The sequence below is a fragment of the Streptococcus gallinaceus genome, from assembly GCF_040545695.1.
In the GTDB taxonomy this organism is placed as follows: Bacteria; Bacillota; Bacilli; order Lactobacillales; family Streptococcaceae; genus Streptococcus; species Streptococcus gallinaceus.
The window spans coordinates 115,472-133,824 of the sequence record NZ_JBEPMK010000005.1 but is presented as its reverse complement, the minus strand read 5'-3'; the positions used below and the strand labels follow the sequence as shown (position 1 = coordinate 133,824).

General features: G+C 41.9%; 27 protein-coding genes and 1 riboswitch. Of the genes, 22 read left to right on the top strand and 5 right to left on the bottom strand.

Annotation, left to right across the window (positions count from 1 at the left end; genetic code table 11):
* Positions 1 to 2 precede the first annotated feature (2 nt).
* The 7 genes from ABID27_RS07805 to alsE all read left to right on the top strand — a co-directional run bounded on the left by ABID27_RS07805 (position 3) and on the right by alsE (position 4,981).
* Positions 3 to 350, top strand: coding sequence for a DUF1033 family protein (locus tag ABID27_RS07805; protein WP_354281392.1), 348 nt, complete (start codon positions 3 to 5; stop codon positions 348 to 350).
* 148 nt (positions 351 to 498) lie between these two features.
* Positions 499 to 1,959: a BglG family transcription antiterminator gene (locus ABID27_RS07800; RefSeq protein ID WP_253365394.1), complete on the top strand. Its 1,461-nt coding sequence runs from the start codon at positions 499 to 501 to the stop codon at positions 1,957 to 1,959.
* On the top strand, positions 1,956 to 2,339 hold the full coding sequence (locus ABID27_RS07795) for a PTS sugar transporter subunit IIA (protein ID WP_253365396.1): 384 nt from the start codon (positions 1,956 to 1,958) through the stop codon (positions 2,337 to 2,339). Before ABID27_RS07800 ends, ABID27_RS07795 begins: the two co-directional genes overlap by 4 nt.
* A gap of 35 nt (positions 2,340 to 2,374) precedes the next feature.
* Positions 2,375 to 2,689, top strand: a complete 315-nt coding sequence (locus tag ABID27_RS07790) for a PTS fructose transporter subunit IIB (RefSeq protein ID WP_253365397.1) — start codon at positions 2,375 to 2,377, stop codon at positions 2,687 to 2,689.
* A gap of 17 nt (positions 2,690 to 2,706) precedes the next feature.
* A complete protein-coding gene (locus ABID27_RS07785) occupies positions 2,707 to 3,156 on the top strand; it encodes a PTS sugar transporter subunit IIA (protein ID WP_253365399.1) in 450 nt (149 codons plus the stop codon).
* A 13-nt stretch (positions 3,157 to 3,169) separates the two neighbouring features.
* Entirely contained in the window at positions 3,170 to 4,276 is a 1,107-nt protein-coding gene (locus ABID27_RS07780; protein ID WP_253365401.1) for a PTS fructose transporter subunit IIC, read from the top strand.
* An 18-nt stretch (positions 4,277 to 4,294) separates the two neighbouring features.
* Positions 4,295 to 4,981: a D-allulose 6-phosphate 3-epimerase gene (alsE, locus tag ABID27_RS07775; protein ID WP_354281389.1), complete on the top strand. Its 687-nt coding sequence runs from the start codon at positions 4,295 to 4,297 to the stop codon at positions 4,979 to 4,981.
* Positions 4,982 to 5,009: 28 nt separating this feature from the next.
* Here the strand turns inward: alsE and ABID27_RS07770 are convergent, their stop codons facing one another.
* Complete coding sequence (locus ABID27_RS07770; RefSeq protein WP_253365406.1) at positions 5,010 to 5,966, bottom strand: S66 family peptidase; 957 nt, start codon at positions 5,964 to 5,966, stop codon at positions 5,010 to 5,012.
* Between the two features lie 88 nt (positions 5,967 to 6,054).
* Here ABID27_RS07770 and comGA point away from each other — a divergent pair, with 88 nt between their 5' ends.
* From comGA to ABID27_RS07725, 9 genes are read left to right on the top strand one after another with little or no spacing between them, the layout of a single operon-like run.
* Complete coding sequence (gene comGA, locus ABID27_RS07765) at positions 6,055 to 7,005, top strand: competence type IV pilus ATPase ComGA (RefSeq protein ID WP_253365408.1); 951 nt, start codon at positions 6,055 to 6,057, stop codon at positions 7,003 to 7,005.
* Positions 6,917 to 7,954, top strand: a complete 1,038-nt coding sequence (comGB, locus tag ABID27_RS07760) for a competence type IV pilus assembly protein ComGB (protein WP_354281387.1) — start codon at positions 6,917 to 6,919, stop codon at positions 7,952 to 7,954. The genes comGA and comGB overlap by 89 nt, the downstream gene beginning before the upstream one ends.
* 1 nt (position 7,955) lies before the next feature.
* Positions 7,956 to 8,270, top strand: a complete 315-nt coding sequence (comGC, locus tag ABID27_RS07755; RefSeq protein ID WP_253365410.1) for a competence type IV pilus major pilin ComGC — start codon at positions 7,956 to 7,958, stop codon at positions 8,268 to 8,270.
* Complete coding sequence (gene comGD / locus ABID27_RS07750; protein ID WP_253365412.1) at positions 8,230 to 8,664, top strand: competence type IV pilus minor pilin ComGD; 435 nt, start codon at positions 8,230 to 8,232, stop codon at positions 8,662 to 8,664. The genes comGC and comGD overlap by 41 nt, the downstream gene beginning before the upstream one ends.
* A gap of 25 nt (positions 8,665 to 8,689) precedes the next feature.
* Positions 8,690 to 8,929, top strand: a complete 240-nt coding sequence (comGE, locus tag ABID27_RS07745) for a competence type IV pilus minor pilin ComGE (protein ID WP_253365414.1) — start codon at positions 8,690 to 8,692, stop codon at positions 8,927 to 8,929.
* Positions 8,913 to 9,353 carry a competence type IV pilus minor pilin ComGF gene (comGF, locus tag ABID27_RS07740; protein WP_253365416.1) on the top strand — a complete coding sequence of 147 codons (441 nt, stop codon included), beginning with the start codon at positions 8,913 to 8,915 and terminating at the stop codon, positions 9,351 to 9,353. The genes comGE and comGF overlap by 17 nt, the downstream gene beginning before the upstream one ends.
* Entirely contained in the window at positions 9,331 to 9,651 is a 321-nt protein-coding gene (comGG, locus tag ABID27_RS07735) for a competence type IV pilus minor pilin ComGG (protein WP_354281384.1), read from the top strand. Before comGF ends, comGG begins: the two co-directional genes overlap by 23 nt.
* A gap of 37 nt (positions 9,652 to 9,688) precedes the next feature.
* Entirely contained in the window at positions 9,689 to 10,642 is a 954-nt protein-coding gene (locus ABID27_RS07730) for a class I SAM-dependent methyltransferase (protein WP_253365419.1), read from the top strand.
* Between the two features lie 47 nt (positions 10,643 to 10,689).
* Entirely contained in the window at positions 10,690 to 11,886 is a 1,197-nt protein-coding gene (locus ABID27_RS07725) for an acetate kinase (protein ID WP_253365421.1), read from the top strand.
* Positions 11,887 to 11,958: 72 nt separating this feature from the next.
* Here ABID27_RS07725 and ABID27_RS07720 read toward each other — a convergent pair whose 3' ends face one another.
* Positions 11,959 to 12,675 (bottom strand): hypothetical protein, encoded by a 717-nt coding sequence (locus ABID27_RS07720; RefSeq protein ID WP_354281382.1) that lies wholly within the window; start codon positions 12,673 to 12,675, stop codon positions 11,959 to 11,961.
* Positions 12,676 to 12,779: 104 nt separating this feature from the next.
* Positions 12,780 to 12,869: riboswitch (THF riboswitch) on the top strand.
* Between the two features lie 41 nt (positions 12,870 to 12,910).
* On the opposite strand from ABID27_RS07720, the gene ABID27_RS07715 reads away from it, so the two are divergent.
* Positions 12,911 to 13,468 (top strand): folate family ECF transporter S component, encoded by a 558-nt coding sequence (locus ABID27_RS07715; protein ID WP_354281380.1) that lies wholly within the window; start codon positions 12,911 to 12,913, stop codon positions 13,466 to 13,468.
* Between the two features lie 39 nt (positions 13,469 to 13,507).
* Here the strand turns inward: ABID27_RS07715 and pepA are convergent, their stop codons facing one another.
* Positions 13,508 to 14,578 (bottom strand): glutamyl aminopeptidase, encoded by a 1,071-nt coding sequence (pepA, locus tag ABID27_RS07710; protein WP_354281378.1) that lies wholly within the window; start codon positions 14,576 to 14,578, stop codon positions 13,508 to 13,510.
* 52 nt (positions 14,579 to 14,630) lie between these two features.
* On the opposite strand from pepA, the gene ABID27_RS07705 reads away from it, so the two are divergent.
* The 3 genes from ABID27_RS07705 to ytpR are packed head-to-tail and all read left to right on the top strand — an operon-like array spanning position 14,631 to position 15,856.
* Complete coding sequence (locus tag ABID27_RS07705) at positions 14,631 to 14,915, top strand: DUF4651 domain-containing protein (RefSeq protein ID WP_253365430.1); 285 nt, start codon at positions 14,631 to 14,633, stop codon at positions 14,913 to 14,915.
* The gene (locus tag ABID27_RS07700) at positions 14,912 to 15,229 is read left to right on the top strand and encodes a thioredoxin family protein (RefSeq protein ID WP_354281376.1); all 318 of its coding nucleotides are present in this window, start codon (positions 14,912 to 14,914) and stop codon (positions 15,227 to 15,229) included. Before ABID27_RS07705 ends, ABID27_RS07700 begins: the two co-directional genes overlap by 4 nt.
* Positions 15,230 to 15,856, top strand: a complete 627-nt coding sequence (gene ytpR / locus ABID27_RS07695; protein WP_354281374.1) for a YtpR family tRNA-binding protein — start codon at positions 15,230 to 15,232, stop codon at positions 15,854 to 15,856.
* Between the two features lie 27 nt (positions 15,857 to 15,883).
* Here ytpR and ABID27_RS07690 read toward each other — a convergent pair whose 3' ends face one another.
* Together ABID27_RS07690 and ABID27_RS07685 are read right to left on the bottom strand one after the other, a co-directional pair.
* Positions 15,884 to 16,657 carry a DUF2785 domain-containing protein gene (locus ABID27_RS07690; RefSeq protein ID WP_354281372.1) on the bottom strand — a complete coding sequence of 258 codons (774 nt, stop codon included), beginning with the start codon at positions 16,655 to 16,657 and terminating at the stop codon, positions 15,884 to 15,886.
* Positions 16,658 to 16,666: 9 nt separating this feature from the next.
* A complete protein-coding gene (locus tag ABID27_RS07685) occupies positions 16,667 to 17,374 on the bottom strand; it encodes a class I SAM-dependent methyltransferase (protein WP_354281370.1) in 708 nt (235 codons plus the stop codon).
* Between the two features lie 90 nt (positions 17,375 to 17,464).
* Here ABID27_RS07685 and ABID27_RS07680 point away from each other — a divergent pair, with 90 nt between their 5' ends.
* Complete coding sequence (locus ABID27_RS07680; protein WP_354281368.1) at positions 17,465 to 17,860, top strand: single-stranded DNA-binding protein; 396 nt, start codon at positions 17,465 to 17,467, stop codon at positions 17,858 to 17,860.
* Positions 17,861 to 18,037: 177 nt separating this feature from the next.
* The gene (groES, locus tag ABID27_RS07675; protein ID WP_253365443.1) at positions 18,038 to 18,322 is read left to right on the top strand and encodes a co-chaperone GroES; all 285 of its coding nucleotides are present in this window, start codon (positions 18,038 to 18,040) and stop codon (positions 18,320 to 18,322) included.
* Positions 18,323 to 18,353 lie beyond the last annotated feature (31 nt).

The window sequence follows — 18,353 nt, the reverse complement described above, 5'->3', positions numbered from 1 at the left end:
TTATGTATAGTGTTGTGAAGATGTATGGCGACTGTGAACCCTGGTGGTTTTTAGACGGTTGGGAAGAAGATATAGTCAGTTGTAAACAGTTTGAGCGCTACGAAGAAGCGCTCAGGTATTACCAACAAGAATGGGTTTACCTATCAGAAGAATATCCTCAGCGAAAAAGCAAGGTTGGTATGATGACAGCTTTTTGGGAGCCAGAGGATCAGTATTGGTGCGAAGAGTGTGATGAGCACTTGCAAAATTTTCATTCCATCATGTTGTTGGAGTCCAAGGAAGTTCTTCCCAAGGGCTTACGAAAATCAGCCAGCGAAAAACGTATTCGTTCTTGTCAGATAAAATCATAAAAACGCGAGCAATCGCGTTTTTTAGTTTGTCTGGAAAATAGATGACGGGATTGATACAATAAAATAAGTTAGGAGTGTCTATTGTAGAAGACACAAAAATATAAAACGCTTACATTTGTTTCTGTTATGATTTTATTAAGGAGGAAGTATGGGAATAAAGCAGGATCGTCAAACTCAGTTGGTTCACTTGCTATTGGAACAGGCAGATTATATTTCCTCGGAAGAAGCGGCACTTTCTTTGGCAGTTTCCACAAAAACAATTTATCGCCTTGTCAAGGAGATAAATACTCAGTTTCCAAGTGGGGAAATAATTTTATCAGAAAAAGGTCGAGGTTATCGCCTTCACTATGAAAATTATCTATTATGGTCTAGTACAGGTAATGTTCAAGGAAAAATGACGGTTGAAGAGCGTCGAGTGAGTTTACTACGGGAGTTACTTCTTAGATCACCGTCTTCATATTCGATTATCGATATTCTTGAGGTGTATTTTATCAGCGAATCTGCCCTGACAACTGATGAAGTTTGGCTCGGTAAGGAACTGGCAAGTTACGGGCTACAATTACAGAAAAAACATCGTAGCTTAGCTATTCTGGGAGCAGAGAGGGATGTCCGCCGTGCTCTATCTGACTTTTATCAACGCTCAGATCAAATGGATTTGGATGTGTTGATTAAAGAGGCCAAATTGGATTTTCATCCTAATGACATTGCTTTTTTAAAAGGACAAATCCAACTCATAGAGCAACACTACCAATCGCAATTGCCCTATCCCTATAATATCAATATTTTTCTCCATTTGTATATTTTTATTCAAAGAGCGCGTCAATTTCATCATTATGCTGTTGATATTGACGACCAGCTGATGAATAAACAAGTAGAGCACTACTTAGTAGCAGAAGAGATTGTTGAAAATATATCTAAATATTTGGGAATTCGAGTTCCTGAGGTTGAGATTTTTTATCTTTATCAATATCTTGCCGCGTCGCGTGTGACGGCAACCAACCAACATCTACAATCATTTTCAGAATTGGTAACGCGCATTTCAAATGACTATATAGAACTAATGAGTTTTAAACTGCAAAAGAAGCTAGTGAGTCAAGATTTATTTTTAGATTTAGCCAATCATATTCAGCCGATGCTTAAACGGCTGAAGCAAGCGATTGTCATTCGTAATGGGCTACTTTCGCAAATCAAGACGACCTACCTAGGTTTGTTCGAATTAGTCAGAGAATGCTCAGAGGTTGTTAGTCAAGCTTATGATTTACCGACTATTAGTGAAGATGAAAATGGATTTATTACATTGTACTTTGCTAAAGTGTTGGAAAATAATCAACAGCCTATAAGAGTAGTGATTGTTTGCACAACTGGAATTGGGATATCTGAGTTGTTAAAAGCCAAGATTTCTAATAAGTTTTCTCAAATTGAGATTGTGAAAGTCTTAGCTTCTAAAGATATCAATCAAGATGAGTTGCTTGAAAAAGGAGTTCAGTTGATTATATCAACCATTCCGATAGCCGAATACCAAACGATACCGGTTCTATTAGTAAGTGGTATGTTTCATCGAGATGACCAAACCCGTTTAGAAAATCTACTTAAGGAATTGAATTCATGAAGAGTCTACTAAAAAAACAATTTTTCCAGCAGCCTTTTCGTTCACGTCAAGAATGTTACGAATTTCTAGTTGGACAGCTGGGGGAAGATGAATCGACTCAATTTTTACACTTGCTAGAAGAGCGAGAGCGACTAGCAAGTATTGAAATATTTCCTGGAGTTGTTATGCCTCACTTGGAAAGTAATCGTTTGAAAGAGAGTCAAATCATTATTTTACAATTACAGGATAGCATTCAGTGGCTGAATACAACTAGGGATGTTCGTTTAATGATCCTACTTGCCATGAAAAAAGATGAGGAAGTAGAAATTAAGCGCCAACTCATTGCATTTGTTCATCAACTAGCAGATGAAGAATTTATACAAGCATTGCTAGAAAATTAAACATAAAGAAGTTTACTTTTTAGGAGGAAAATCAGATGAAAATCGTTGGAATTGCAGCATGTACAGTAGGAATTGCCCATACTTATATTGCCCAAGAGAAGTTAGAAACCGCTGGGAAAAATGCAGGTTACGATATTAAAATTGAAACCCAAGGAACGATTGGGATTGAAAATGAATTGACTGCAGAGGAGATTGCTGCGGCAGACATTGTTATTTTAGCAGTTGATGTAAAAATTTCTGGTGAAGAGCGCTTTGCAGGCAAGAAAGTTGTAAAAGTTTCAACAGAAACAGCTATCAAATCTCCAAACAAGCTGATTGCAAAATTAGCAGAGGTTGCTGGAAAAGCTTAGAGATTAAAGGAGAAAACATGGAAGCAAAGGATGCAATTGATTTAAAACTTGTTAAAACAGATTTAGAGGCTACAGATAAAGACGATATCCTGCGTGAATTGGCGACACTGCTTTATGAAGAGGGCAAGGTAACAGATGTCGATGGATTTCTTAAAGACGTGTATGCTCGCGAGGCGGAAGGACAGACGGGTATTGGAAATTATGTGGCTATTCCTCATGGGAAAAGTGAGTTTGTTTCAACATCTGTCGTTGCAATTGGCGTTAACAAATCTGAAATTCCTTGGGAAACTCTAGATGGGAACGGTGTAAAAGTGGTTATTTTATTTGCTGTTGGAAACGACGCTGAGGCAGCAAAAGAACATTTAAAACTCTTGTCATTATTTGCTCGTAAACTGGGCAATGACCAGGTCGTTTCATCATTATTAAAGGCAACAAATCCAACCTCAGTTTATGAGGCATTTCAATAAAAAGGAGACAAAAATGAAGGATTTAATGAAAAAAGCAAATCTTAAAGGACACTTGCTGACAGCTATTTCTTATTTGGTGCCTATCGTATGTGGTGCTGGTTTCTTGGTAGCGATTGGTATGGCGCTCGGAGGCCATGCCCAAGATAGCTTGGTGATTGGTCAGTTTAGTTTTTGGGATGCTATGGCTACTATGGGTGGGAAGGCCCTAGGATTATTGCCAGTTATCGTGGCAACTGGTATTGCATTTTCTATCGCCGGTAAACCAGGGATTGCCCCAGGTTTTGTAGTCGGTTTAATGGCGAACGTTGTAAGTGCCGGTTTTATCGGTGGTATTCTGGGTGGATACATCGCAGGTTTCCTAGCCCTTTACATCTTGAAAAATCTCAAGGTTCCTGCCTGGGCTAAAGGATTGATGCCAACCATGATTGTTCCTCTGTTGGCTTCGTTTGTAGCAAGCTTGATTATGATTTACTTGATTGGCGGACCTATTTCAGCATTTACCACTTGGTTAACAGGTGTTCTTCAAGGCTTAGGAAGTTCATCTCGTTTAGTATTTGGTGGTGTAGTTGGTATCTTGAGTATCGTTGACTTTGGTGGGGCTTTAAATAAAACAGTTTACGCTTTTGTATTGACCTTGCAAGCCGAAGGAGTAAATGAGCCAATCACAGCCCTTCAATTGGTTAATACAGCAACACCGGTTGGATTTGGCTTGGCATACTTCATCGCTAAATTGATGAATAAAAAAATCTACACACAAAATGAAATTGAAACTCTAAAGTCAGCAGTACCAATGGGAATTGTGAATATTGTTGAGGGAATTATTCCAGTTGTAATGAACAATTTGGTTCCAGGTTTGATTGCAGCAGCAGTTGGTGGCTGTGTAGGTGGTTCTGTCTCGATGACACTTGGTGCGGATTCAACCGTTCCATTTGGAGGCATCTTGATGATCCCAACTATGTCACGTCCTATGGCAGGTATCTTGGCACTCTTGGCAAACATTCTTGTAACAGGCTTGGTATATGCTTTGATTAAAAAGCCAGTTACAGCAGAGGATGAAATTGCGGTTGTCAATGCTGAAGATGAAGCGGATATTGATCTCGATGACCTTGAAATTTTGTAAAAGATAAGAGGTAAGAAGATGAGTAAAGTAGAAATTTCTCCCTCGCTAATGTGTATGAACCTAGATAAATTTAAAGAAGAAATTACTTTTTTGAATGATAAGGTAGGGTCCTATCACATTGACATTATGGATGGACATTTTGTTCCCAATATCACACTTTCTCCGTGGTTTGTAGAAGAAGTACGAAAAGTAAGTACAGTTCCAATGTCAGCCCATTTGATGGTGACAGACCAACCCTTCTGGGTTCAGCAAATGATTGATATCAAGTGTGAGTGGATCTGTATGCATGCTGAAGTGATTAACGGACTAGCATTTCGTTTGATTGATCAGATTCATGATGCAGGTTTAAAGGCAGGCGTTGTCTTGAATCCTGAAACACCTGTTAACAAAATCTTACCTTACATTGATTTGCTAGATAAAGTAACCATTATGACTGTCGATCCAGGTTTTGCAGGACAACGATTCTTGGAGTCTACCCTGGACAAGATTGTCGAACTTCGTCAATTACGAGATGAGTATGGTTATTCATATGTCATTGAGATGGATGGTTCATCTAGTCGGAAAACATTTAAGCAGATTGATACTGCCGGTCCAGATATCTATATTGTTGGTCGTAGTGGCTTGTTTAGCTTGACAGAGAAGATTGAGGATTCGTGGAATATCATGTCTCAAGATTACACAGACATGACTGGAAAAAGTTTGTAAATTAAAAAACGCGAGCAATCGCGTTTTTTTAGTTTGTCTGGAAATGGATGCGGGGTGTGTCGGTGTCGATGCTGACTTGTCCGCCGATGGTGATGGTAAAAAGAGGCTGGGTGTGAGCCATGTCGATGTCGTATAAGACTGGAATAGTTTTGAGAATAGGGTGCTTTTCTAGGATAGCGAGCAATCGTTCTTCAGTCATTTGGCATTCTTTTGGGAAGCGTCCGATGAGAACAGCCTGAGGGTTTGGATAGGCTTGTAGGATAGCGGCCAAGTTGCGAGCGAACTCGATGTAATCATCCACTTCAGCTTCCTCGAGAAAGAGGACGTATTCGTCTGGTTTTGGAGCATAGTCTGTACCACGTAGCAGTCCGAATGTGGAGAGATTGCCACCGATGGCAGTACCCTTTGCTTGTCCAGAGGTGTAGACTTTCCATTCAGTTGGGAAAAAATGACGGGGCTGCCTTGGGTCATACCAAGGGTCGCTAGACCATTGTTTGCTTGGGATGAGGTCATAATTTTCCTGCGTAACCGCATTTAGCCAACTTTGACTCTGGTAGTCCTGACCTTCTTTCATCTTAAAACTGGAGTAAGATGGTCCCATGTAGGTCGGCATTCCCGTTTTGGCAAAAATCGCATTGAGAATGGCGGTGGTATCTGAGTAGCCACAGATAATCTTTGGATGCTGTTGAATCAAGTCGTAATCAAGGTAAGGAAGGAGTTCGTTTGAGTTAGAACCACCGATCGTCGCTAATATAGCGTGGACGGACTCATCTGCAAATGCCTGATGTAAATCTGAAACGCGGCTGTCAATGCTAGCTGAGAAAAAGATGTCATTTTCAAAATAATGCTCCGAAAAGGACAAGTTAAATCCGAGCTTTTCCAGAGTTTCCTTGGCAGAAATATTGGCTTCGAAACCACCCAGACGCTCAATAGATGAGGATGGACTCAGTACGCGGATGTGGTCTCCTTTTTTTAACTTTTTCATAGCAACCTCCTTAAAAATTTTTACTATTTTAACAAAAAAGATTTCAAAAGTAAACTGCGTTTTCGAATAGTATAGTTGAGGAGGTCTTATGGTACAAGATTTAGCTAGAAAAATGATCAGTGAGGCAGTAGAAAAGCAGGTGAGCGATATCTATCTGGTCCCCCGTGAGAATGCCTACCAGCTCTATGAACGAAAGTCGGATGGGCGGGCGTTTGTAGGGGAATATGACGAGGTAGCATTCTCATCCTTGATTAGCCATTTTAAGTTTGTTGCAGGACTCAATGTCGGTGAGAAACGCCGCAGTCAACAGGGGGCTTGTAACTACCATTATGGGAGTGGTGAGGTTGCTCTTCGTTTGTCAACGGTCGGTGATTACCGTGGGAAGGAAAGTCTAGTCATCCGTTTTCTTTATGATGGAGAGGACAATCTGAAATTTTGGTTTGATGCAGTCGAGCGGTTAAGTGAACATATCAAAGGACGAGGGCTTTATCTTTTTTCGGGTCCGGTTGGCTCGGGAAAGACAACGCTTATGTATCATTTAGCCCAGTTGAAGTTTCCTGACCAGCAGATTTTGACCATCGAAGACCCTGTGGAAATCAAGCACCCAGACATGTTGCAGTTGCAAATCAACGAGGCCATCGGTGGAACCTATGACAATCTCATTAAATTATCGCTTCGGCACCGACCAGATCTTCTCATTATCGGGGAAATCCGCGATGAGGAAACGGCGCGTGCGGTTATTCGAGCAAGCTTGACGGGTGCGACTGTCTTTTCAACCGTTCACGCTAAGAGTATCTCTGGCGTTTATACGAGGATGCTGGAATTTGGCATCTCAGAGGCTGAGCTGGACAATTGTTTACAGGGGATTACCTACCAGCGTTTGATAGAAGGAAAGGGGATGGTGGATTATGCCAGTGACGGCTACCAAGAACATCAGCCGCAAGAGTGGAATGAGCAAATTGATGCGCTTCTTGCAGCAGGACATATCAGTCTTCGCCAAGCGGAAACCGAAAAAATTACCTTTAACAAGACAACGTAAAGTCATTGAACTCTTCAATAATCTGTTTGCCAGTGGATTTCATCTGGGAGAAGTGGTTGATTTTTTGAAGAGGAGTCAGTTGCTGGCAGACCAGTATACACAGATTCTATCTGACGGATTACTAGCGGGTAAGCCTTTTTCGCAGCTACTAGCAGATTTGCAATTTTCAGATGCTGTTGTGACCCAAGTTGCTCTGTCTGAAATTCATGGCAATACGCATCTTAGTTTGTCGAAAATTCAAGAGTACCTGAGTAATCTGGACCAAGTCCGCAAGAAGTTGGTGGAAGTGGTGACCTATCCACTAATCCTTCTCGGCTTTCTCATCGTGATTATGCTAGGATTGAAAAATTACCTCCTGCCACAAATGGAAAAGGGAAATGTAGCCACTTGGTTGATTCCCCATCTGCCGACGGTTTTCTTTGGAATGCTGGTGCTGATTGGACTTTTAGCTCTGCTTTTTGTCTGGTGGTATCGGAAAACAGCTAAGATTCAAGTCTATACCCGACTTGCTCGGCTGCCTTTTGTGGGAATATTGATACAGACCTATCTGACAGCCTATTATGCGCGTGAGTGGGGAAATCTCATCGGACAAGGACTTGAAATGACTCAGATATTGGCGATCATGCAGGAGCAGTCGGCTTCCCTTTTTCAAGAAATCGGACGAGACATGGAAATTGCCTTGTCAAATGGTCAGAGTTTTCATGACCACATCAAGACCTATTCCTTTTTCAAAAAAGAGCTCAGCTTAATGATTGAATATGGGCAGGTAAAATCGAAACTAGGCAGTGAGTTAGTCCTCTATGCTGATGAATGTTGGGAAGAATTTTTCCGTCGCATTCAAGCCAGTATGCAACTCATTCAACCCTTGGTTTTTATTGGAGTTGCTCTGATGATTGTGTTGATTTATGCGGCTATGCTGCTGCCAATTTACCAAAATATGGAGATGTAATATGAAACGATTGTTAAAAATGAAAGCTAAAGCCTTCACTTTAGTAGAAATGTTAGTTGTACTGGTTATCATCAGTGTTCTTTTGCTCCTCTTCGTACCGAATCTTAGCCAACAAAAAGACAAAGTCAAGGAAACAGGTGCAGCGGCGGTTATCAAGGTTGTGGAGAGTCAGGCAGAACTTTACGAACTCTACAATATGGGAGATGCGAGCTTGGCAAAATTGGTAGAGAGCGGCTCGATCACTAGCGAGCAGTCACAAACCTACAAGGAATACTATGCAAAACACAAGGGACAGTCAGCCAGTGTTGCGCCGTAAACTAGCTGCCTTTACCCTGCTAGAAAGTCTCTTAACCCTATTTGTTACAAGCTTTTTAGCGGTTGCTTTGTCAGGTTCAGTTCAAACAGTTTTTCATCAGGTGGAGGAACAACTCTTCTTTTTGGAATTTGAACAGGTTTATAAAAATAGTCAGCGTTTGGCGGTGACCTCTCAGCAAGCTGTGCAGCTGACTGTTGATCAGGATGGAGTGAAAAATGGATTTCAGCAGGTAAAACTTCCTCGGACGGTTCAGTTGGTTCGCGGAGCTGTGATTGATTTTGATAAAAAGGGTGGAAATTCTTCTTTAGCAAAATTAGAGTTTCAGATAGGAGAGAAACGGGTCTATTATCAGTTGTATATGGGGAGTGGTCGTTATAAAAAGTCGGAAAAATAAGGCCTATATTTTGCTGGAAAGTTTGATGTCACTGGGGATTTTGGCAATGGTTGTCAGCTTGTTTTTGTCGGCGATTGACCTTTCTAGGCAGAGACAGGAGAGCATGATAAAAGAGCAGGAGTTGTATAATGTGATGAAAATGGCGGTGCAGACCAGACAGGCTCATTTGGAAAAGAATGGCCTTTCCGTCCAGGTTGAGCGCAATCAGCATAAAATACAAGTTTTTAGCCAAGGAAAGGAGATTATTCTTGTGGAAAAAGACTAAGAAAATGGCAGCTTTCACCTTGTTGGAATGTCTGATTTCCTTATTTGTCTTGTCAGGAAGCGTCTTGGTTTTTGAAGGATTGACACGTCTGTTGCGCCAGGATATGCACTATCAGACGAAGAATATTGACCGAGATTGGCAGGTCTTTTCGGAACAATTTCGGAGCGAATTAGACGGTGTACGGTTGCAGAAAGTTGAGAATCAGCGACTTTATGTCGAAAAAAACAAGCAGGAACTCGCTTTTGGTTTGTCCAAGTCGGATGATTTTCGGAAAACCAACCAAAAGGGGCAGGGTTATCAGCCCATGCTTTATGGACTCAGGGATGTATTTATGAGGCAAGAGGGAAAATTAGTCGAAATCGAATTTTCTTTTGAGAATGGTAAAAAACGGAGTTTTGTTTATGATTTTACAGAAAAAAGTTAGTGGTGGCATCCTGCTTTATACCCTACTCATGCTAGCGGTCTTTAGTTTCTTGCTACAATTCTATTTGCGAAATCAAAACGCTCTCGCGCAAGAGCATATGGCGAGTCGCAATAGTAGCCAAGCTTATCTGATGGCGCAGCTGACGCGTGACAATGTAGATTTGAAAAATGCAAGCAATCAGCAGGGAAAATTGGTCTTTACAGATGGAGAAAGTCGCTACCAGCAAACGGACCAGCAGCTTGAAGTTGTTGTTAGCCTCAAATCAGGACCAACCTACCAGTACTTCTTTCCTTTATAATATGGCGAAAAAAAGTGAAATTTGGTATCATAAATATATGAATTTTGAAAAAATTGAACAGGCTTATGATCTGCTATTAGAAAACGTCCAAACCATCCAAAACGCTCTGTCAACCAATATCTACGATGCCATGATTGAGCAAAATGCAGCTTATTTGAGCACGGAAAGTGACTCAGAAATTGTCCTAGCCAACAATCAAAAACTGAAAAGTCTCAACCTGTCCGCTGAAGAGTGGCGCAGGGCTTTTCAATTTTTATTTATCAAGGCTAATCAAACGGAGCCTCTCCAGTACAATCACCAGTTTACCCCAGACAGCATCGGCTTTATTTTGACTTTTTTACTGGATAACTTAGTGCTAGCCAAGGATGTTACCGTATTAGAAATCGGTTCTGGTACGGGAAATCTGGCGCAGACCATTCTCAATCATAGCCTGAAACAGCTAGATTACCTAGGAATCGAGGTCGACGACCTCTTGATTGATTTATCAGCCAGCATTGCAGATGTTGTCGGTAGCCAAATGAGTTTTGCCCAAGGTGATGCGGTACGTCCACAGATTTTGAAAGAAAGTCAAGTGATTATCAGCGACCTGCCGATTGGCTATTATCCGGATGACAAGATTGCACAGCGATATGACGTGGCGAGCAGTCAAGAACATACCTACGCCCACCATTTGCTCATGGAACAATCGCTCAAATATCTGGAGCAAGAAGGCTACGCTATTTTCTTAGCGCCGAATGACCTCTTGACTAGCCCGCAGAGCGACTTGTTGAAAAAATGGTTGACTAGTCATGCCAGTGTGGTAGCTATGATTGCTTTACCGGCTAGTCTTTTTGGGACACAAAGCATGGCAAAATCTATTTTTGTCTTACAGAAAAAAACGGAAAATCCATCTCAAACATTTGTCTACCCACTTCAAGATTTGCAGGATGCCAAGGCCTTGCAGGAATTCACAAACAATTTTAAAAAATGGCATGAAGGACATGCAAAGTAAGTGAAATTTTGATATACTTATGAGGAAAACGCTTAAAGGGGAAAATTATGTCTAAAACAATTGCAATCAATGCAGGTAGCTCTAGTTTGAAATGGCAACTTTATCAAATGCCAGAAGAAGGAGTTCTTGCAAAAGGCTTGATTGAGCGTATCGGTCTAGGAGACTCAATCTCAACAGTTAAATTTGGAAAAGAAGAAGACCAACAAATCTTGGATATTCCAGACCATGTTGTGGCAGTAAAAATTTTGTTAGAAGACCTATTGAAACACGGCATCATCTCTGATTTTGCAGAGATTACAGGTGTTGGTCACCGTGTCGTTGCGGGTGGTGAGTACTTCAAAGAGTCAGCTTTGGTTGATGAAAAAGTTATCGAGCAAGTAGAGGAATTGTCACTTCTTGCACCGCTTCACAATCCAGGTGCAGCAGCTGGTATCCGTGCTTTCAGAGATATCTTGCCAGATATTACAAGTGTCGTGGTGTTTGATACATCATTCCACACAACACTTCCAAAATATGCTTACATGTATCCAATTCCTCAAAAATATTACACAGAGAACAAGGTTCGTAAGTATGGTGCACACGGAACAAGTCACAAATATGTCGCACAAGAAGCTGCGAAAATGTTGGGCCGTCCATTAGAAGAATTGAAATTAATTACAGCTCATATCGGGAACGGTGTATCTATCACAGCTAACTACCATGGTGAGTCTGTTGATACATCAATGGGCTTCACACCACTTGCAGGTCCTATGATGGGAACTCGTTCAGGGGACATTGACCCAGCTATCATTCCATACTTGATTGCACAAGACCCTGAGTTGAAAGATGCAGCTGATGTTGTCAACATGCTTAACAAAAAATCAGGTCTTGCTGGAGTTTCAGGTGGATTTAGCGATATGCGTGATATCGAAGCAGGTATTCAAGCTAAAAATCCTGATGCAATGTTGGCTTACAACATCTTTATCGACCGTATCAAGAAATTTATCGGTCAATACTTCGCTGTCTTAAATGGTGCAGACGCTATCGTCTTCACAGCAGGTATGGGTGAAAATGCCTACTTGATGCGTCAAGACGTGATTGCAGGTTTGTCATGGTTTGGTATGGAAATCGATCCTGAGAAAAATGTATTCGGCTACCGTGGCGACATCACAACTCCTGAATCAAAAGTCAAAGTATTGGTTATCTCAACAGATGAAGAGTTGATGATTGCCCGTGACGTTGAAAAATTGAAAAATAGTAAATAATAAAAAAGAGAGGACTAGCTTATACTAGTCTTCTTTTTTGCAATCAAAAAGCCCCAGTAAGGGGCAATATTCTTAGTTGAAAAAGTCTACAGAGTAGAAAGTGGCACCATTTGATGTTTTTAGTTCGACAACTTCATAATCTTGATATTGGTGAAATTCAGAACTTGGGTCATTGAGTGCATCTTCGGCAACCCATGCAGCATCATCACTTCGAAGGAAGATCCATTCAGAGTTACCAAGATCACCAGCTATGATGTCTGCATTTGGATCGAAATATTGGGTACGGATTTGTTTGCCAATTGCAGTACCTTTGAACTTAACTCCTTCTTGTCTCCAACCGTGACGAGGAAGGACATTGTATTCATTAGCATCCGTTGTCCAGTGGTGCAATCCACGTAGTTTTGGATTGTAGACACGGTAAATATTTGTTTCACCACCTGAATAAAAGACAGGTTTACCGTTGTTGTCTTTTGTCCAACCGTGTCGGCTTGTTAAGACGTTTACTTCATTGAGGTCAGAAGTGTAAAGGTGGTTCTGCAGACCACGATTGTAGAGGCGATAGACAGGTGTTCCTTGATCGGGAGCTACCCAACCATCTCCTTCATACCCCCATCCGCGATTGAAGAAAAGGACGTCGCGTTCATTGGCATCTGTCGTATAGAGGTGTTCGCCGTTACGTGGATTGTAGAGCCGATAGACATATGAGTCGGCGCTTACCATCGAAGCCGTTAGTAGCAGTGCTCCTGCCGTTAAAGAAAGCAATAGTGCTTTAAAAAAGTTCTTTTTCATATTTTCTCCTTTTGTATATATATTATACGCTTTCATTATAGCTTAATATATAGGAGTAGTCAATTTTTTCTGAATGTGTTAAAATAGAAGAGCAAAGCAATTTGCACAGAGTAGGTGGTTTGCGTTAAGTGTGTGTGGATGGGATGTTGCCGCACAACGAAGCGAAAGCGCGGTAAACCATTGCATCCGCTGTCAAAGGAAATTCCTAGACAGCTCCAAGTAAAAAGGAGCATTTATGAAAAACAAAAATCCTCGTGTATCTGTTCAACTCTTGGCTTCCTTAGCCATGTTGATTGCCTTGACCTTGATTGTGGAGAAATTTTCTATCACGATCATCCCCAAACAATTGGTGGTGGCCTTTACCTTTATCGTTCATACGGTGATTGGGATGATTGGTGGCCCACTTTGGGGCTTCGTCAGTCTTTTCTTGATTGATATTGTCGATATGCTGACAAAAGGCGGAGCAGATTTTATCATTTGGTGGACCTTGATGGAAGCAGTCCAAGGCGCCCTCTACGGCTTTTTCTTCTATGGGAAAAAGCTGGATTGGAACAATAAAAAAGATTGGGTGCATGTAACGGTAGCAATGGCAGTAATCTTGCTATTTGGGACATTTATCTTTACACCACTCTTAATTCAGATTTACTTTGGTGTTCCATTTGTGGCTCAATTTATCGCAGGTCGTTGGTTGAAAATATTTGAATTACCAATTCGTGTCTTTACGACAATGGCCCTTCTTCCTCAGCTACAACGTATTCCAGAAGTACGTAAATTAGCAGGCATAAAAAAATAATGAAAAACCCTCCGGCTCATCCCGCCAGAGGGTTCTTTTTTAATATTTCTTGATCAAATCAACTGTTGAACGGTCTAATTTTTTCACGATGGCTTGCAAGAAAGCTTGAGCCTGTAAGAAATCGTCCATGTTGTAGAGAGTTTGATGAGAGTGGATGTAGCGTGCGCAGACCCCGATTGTGGTAGATGGGATACCGCTATTTTTAAGATGGGCTGCACCTGCGTCCGTACCACCTTTGGCGCAATAGTATTGGAATTTCACACCAGCTTCCTCAGCAGTTGTCAAGAGGAAGTCTTTCATGTTTGGTAACATGATGTGTCCTGGGTCGTAGAAACGAAGAAGGGTTCCATCGCCGATTTTTCCTTGGTCTCCAAAGACGTCGCCGGCTGGTGAGCAGTCAACGGCGAGGAAGATTTCAGGGTCAAATTTTGTGGCAGAAGTATGTCCGCCGCGTAGGCCAACCTCTTCTTGTACAGTTGCACCGGCGATTAGTTGGTTATTAAGTTGGGTGCCAGAGAGGCTTTCCAAGAGTTCAGAAACCATCAGTACGCCGTAGCGGTTGTCCCAAGCTTTTGAGATGACGTTTTTACCGTTGGCAGTCAAGGTTGCTTCGCTTAGAGGGGTGATAGTGTCACCAGGACGTACGCCGTATTCCATAGCTTCTTCTTTAGAAGTGAATCCAGCGTCAAAAATCACATCACCGATAGCAGGAAGAGCTGCAGCTCCGTTATTGCCACGAGAAAGGTGAGGAGGCATTGAGCCTGAAATGATTGGAATGTGACGGCCGTCTTGTAGCTGAAGAGTGAAGCGCTGGCTTGATACAACGAGCGGATTCCAACCACCAAGAGCAACAGCGCGGAAAGTTCCGTCTGCCTTGATATCACTAATCATAAAACCAACTTCATCCATATGGGCTGCGACCATGATGCGCGGTGCCTGTTCGGCTTGGCTGTCCTTGATACCAAAGATGCTGCCCAGACCGTCTGTTTCAATGCGGTCAACGTGCGGCGTGATGCGGTCGCGAAGATAGTTACGAACAGGTCCCTCAAAACCAGAAACGCCTTGAAGCTCTGTTACTTCCTTGATTTTATCGAATAATTGATTTGTCATAATGACCTCCTATTGCTATTATTTTACCATGTTTTATGGTAAAATTGTTTGCATGAACAAGAAAAAGACAGCTGTTTTAGCAGGAGTCTTGGGGACTGGGATTCTTGCGGCTAGCGCGCGTTATTATATGAAAGTCCAGGAAGAAAAGAAAAAGGCACAGGCTTTAGTGCAGGTGCGACAATTTTTTGCGGAACTGGGACCGATTGCTACGGTATTCATTTATGAAGCAGAATCCAGTGCAGATTTGCTAAAAGGAGGCGTAGTCATGGAAACGGGCCAGGTCTATACTTTTGAAAATCACGCAGGAGAGATTGCCTACGAGGAGGAAGAAAAATGATTATTCCAACTAGTTTTGAAGAAATCGCGTCTTATATCGAAAAAGACCAGAAAACGGTCTTCTTTTTCACAGCAGATTGGTGCCCAGATTGCCAATTTATCTACCCTGCCATGCCCGAAATTGAAGCAGAGAATCCAGAGTTTACCTTTGTTCGGGTTGACCGTGATGAATTTATAGAAGTGGCTCAGCAATGGGATATCTTCGGGATTCCAAGTTTTGTAGTTGTGCAAAATGGTCAGGAATTGGGCAGATTTGTCGATAAAAATCGAAAAAGTAAAAAAGAAATTGTAACATTTTTAGAAGGATTGAAATAGATGATTTTTACATATAACAAGGAACATGTCGGTGATACCTTGATGGTTTTGGTCAAGGAAGCGAAGGATGCCAAGCGTACCGTTGAGCGTAAGGGAAATGTAGCGCGTGTCTATTTGGAAGAAAACGGGGAGACAGTGGCTTGGAATATCTTTGATCTTTCTACCTTGGTGGAAATCGCAGACCGTGGCCAGGTTTTCTTGACGGACGAGCAAGTGGCGGTCTTAAATGCTGAGTTAGAAAAAGAAGGTTTCTCTGAGCGCTTGATTAACGATGCTGGACCAAAATTTGTTGTTGCACAAATCAAGGAAATGGTGGATCATCCAGATAGCGACCACCTCCATATTTGTCAAGTGGAGATCCACGATGGTCAAGTGGTACAAATTGTTTGTGGTGCGCCAAATGCAGCTCAAGGTTTGAAGACAGTTGCAGCCTTGCCAGGTGCTATGATGCCAAATGGAAGCTTTATCTTCCCAGGTCAATTGCGCGGCGAAGACAGCTTCGGGATGCTATGTAGTGCGCGTGAGTTGGAATTGCTAAATGCTCCACAAGTACGCGGAATTATTGAACTAGCTGCAGATGCAGAAGTGGGAGCTTCTTTTGATGCAGAGAAACATTGGAATGCATAGATAAAAAGACGAATCGTTCCGTCTTTTTTAGTTGATTAAGCACTCTTGAATTGCCAGCTTCAAATTTTCAGATAACTGATTTTCCTTATCCAAGTCTAGATAAATTTTCTGAAAAAAATGCTGGAAATTGAGATAGGCGAAATAGTCTTGCGGTTCTTGATTTGGAAGAGTAGTCGTTTTTAAGAAGTCAATCAACTCTTCTGGAGACAATTTTTCCGATAAGATTAACTGAACAATGACATTTGCCAATCGCTGGTCTTCGCCAGCAGAAAACGTTTTTGTTTGCTTTTGGAAAACGGATAGGACACTTTGCCAGACCTTGTCCAAGTCTTCCTTTGGAAAATCTGGATGACAGGCTGCTGTCAGGAGGAAGTCGGCTCCGTGAGCGATGGCATGTAGCCAGCCCAGTTGCTCGTCCCAACCTCGGCTATCTGTTTTATTTGATAGAAATTGCAGAGCGGCTTGGAAAAGTTGCACTTTGTCTGTTGTAGTTAGTCTATTTTCATAAGGACTTCCCTCTAGACTATCCACATATAGAAATAGAGCTAGAACTAAGGCTGTAAAAGACCGAGTGGGCGTGTGGGGACTTGTGACACTTCCGTGTTCCCAGAGTTGCTGAAGTAGCCAGTGATAATCTTCTGGCGTTAATAAGGCATCTAGTATGGCATGGCAAAAGCTAGCATAGACCAGCTCGTCACGGATTTGGGGATTTTCGTCACCGATATGCTCGATGAGCCAAGTCAGTTGCTCTTGGGAATAATTTTCGTTCGTTTCCAGTTGCTTCTGTAAGATTTCTTTCATAATTTCCTCCTATTTCCTCAACCAAACATGCTGCAAAAAGCTAATGTCCTTGTAAGGAGTTTGGTCGCAGACGGCGAGTTCGACTTTGGTCATTTTTTCTAGCCAGCCGGGTTCGGTTTTGAAGTGATTGGGCTGCAGGCTATAAAATGTACGGATGGCTTGGTAGTTTTCTAGCTCCAAACCTGATAGCTCAAGCAATTCGTCTAAGGAGTAGGTGCTGCCTTGGGCGAATGATTGACTGTGGAAGTCACCGCCAGCTAGCAAGTCTAGTGCGGTATCGACATCGTTTGAAAAAACGACGTTTTGGAGCACTTTCCCGACTTGATTGTGCTTGATGATGGATAACTTACCGTCGTCTTTGAGCAGACGGTTGAATTCTGCGAGATAATTCGGACGTTCAGCCGGAGCGACGTATTCTAGCACATTGTGGCAGGTGATGACATCGAAACTCTTATCCGGAAAAGCAGCTAGTTTCTCTAGACTTCCTAATACTTTTTGGTAATCGGTCTCTGTTTCTATATCCAGCATATCTGCATTGGGTTCGACGGCGGTCACCTGATTTTTCTTTGCCAAAAATTGACTAACCAGTCCAAAACCAGCTCCAAAATCTAAGATTTGTTTACCTTCTAGATGTGCAAGTTGTGCAAAGGTGATTTCGTACTGAATCTTCCCCCACGGCTGTTCCAACATAGCACGATAATTTTCGAGATTGACCATATTTGCCTCCTTTTGAAAAATTATAACAAAAATAGTCTAAAAAGGAGATTTTTCACAGAATTTGCGAATAAATAGATAGGAGGATGAAAAATGTACAATAAAGTTATCTTGATTGGTCGCTTGACAGCGACTCCTGAAGTAAGTCAGACCCCAAATAAGAAAAGCGTCGCCCGTGTGACCGTCGCTGTCAATCGCAGATTCAAGGCAGAAAATGGTGAGCGAGAAGCTGATTTTATCAACGTTGTTTTCTGGGGAAAACTGGCAGATACCTTGGCAAGTTATGGAACAAAGGGCAGCTTGATTTCCTTGGATGGCGAATTGCGGACTCGCAAGTATGAAAAGGATGGACAAACCCGATATGTAACAGAAGTGATTGGTTCCAGCTTCCAACTGCTCGAAAGCCGAGCGCAGCGAGCTATGCGAGAAAATAATGTCGCGGAAGATTTAGCTGATTTGGTCTTGGAAGAGGAAACCCTCCCTTTTTAAGTCATCTTTTAAGTCATCATTAAAAAGAGGAAATTTCCTCTTTTTAGTTTGGGCAAAATTTCTAAAATCATGATGTATTTCTTGACTATTTTTGACCGAGTGATACAATAAGAAATGTGAATTAGCACTTGAGACAAAAGAGTGCTAAAAAGTATAAAAAATCAAGGGAGGAATCTTATGTTAAAACCATTAGGCGACCGAGTGGTCGTAAAATTTGAAGAAGTTGAAGAGCAAACAGCAGGCGGCTTTGTCCTTGCAGGAAAATCACATGAAGCGACAAAGAAAGCGACCGTTGTAGCGATTGGTCAAGGTCTGCGCACCTTGAATGGTGATTTGATTGCACCGAGCGTAGCAGTTGATGATCTGGTACTTGTGGAAAATGGCGCAGGGATTGACATCAAGGACGGAGACGAAAAACTCGCTATTGTCCGTGAAAGTGACATTTTGGCAATCTTGGGCTAATCAAAGCTCTTTAAGTTTGACAATAGAAATA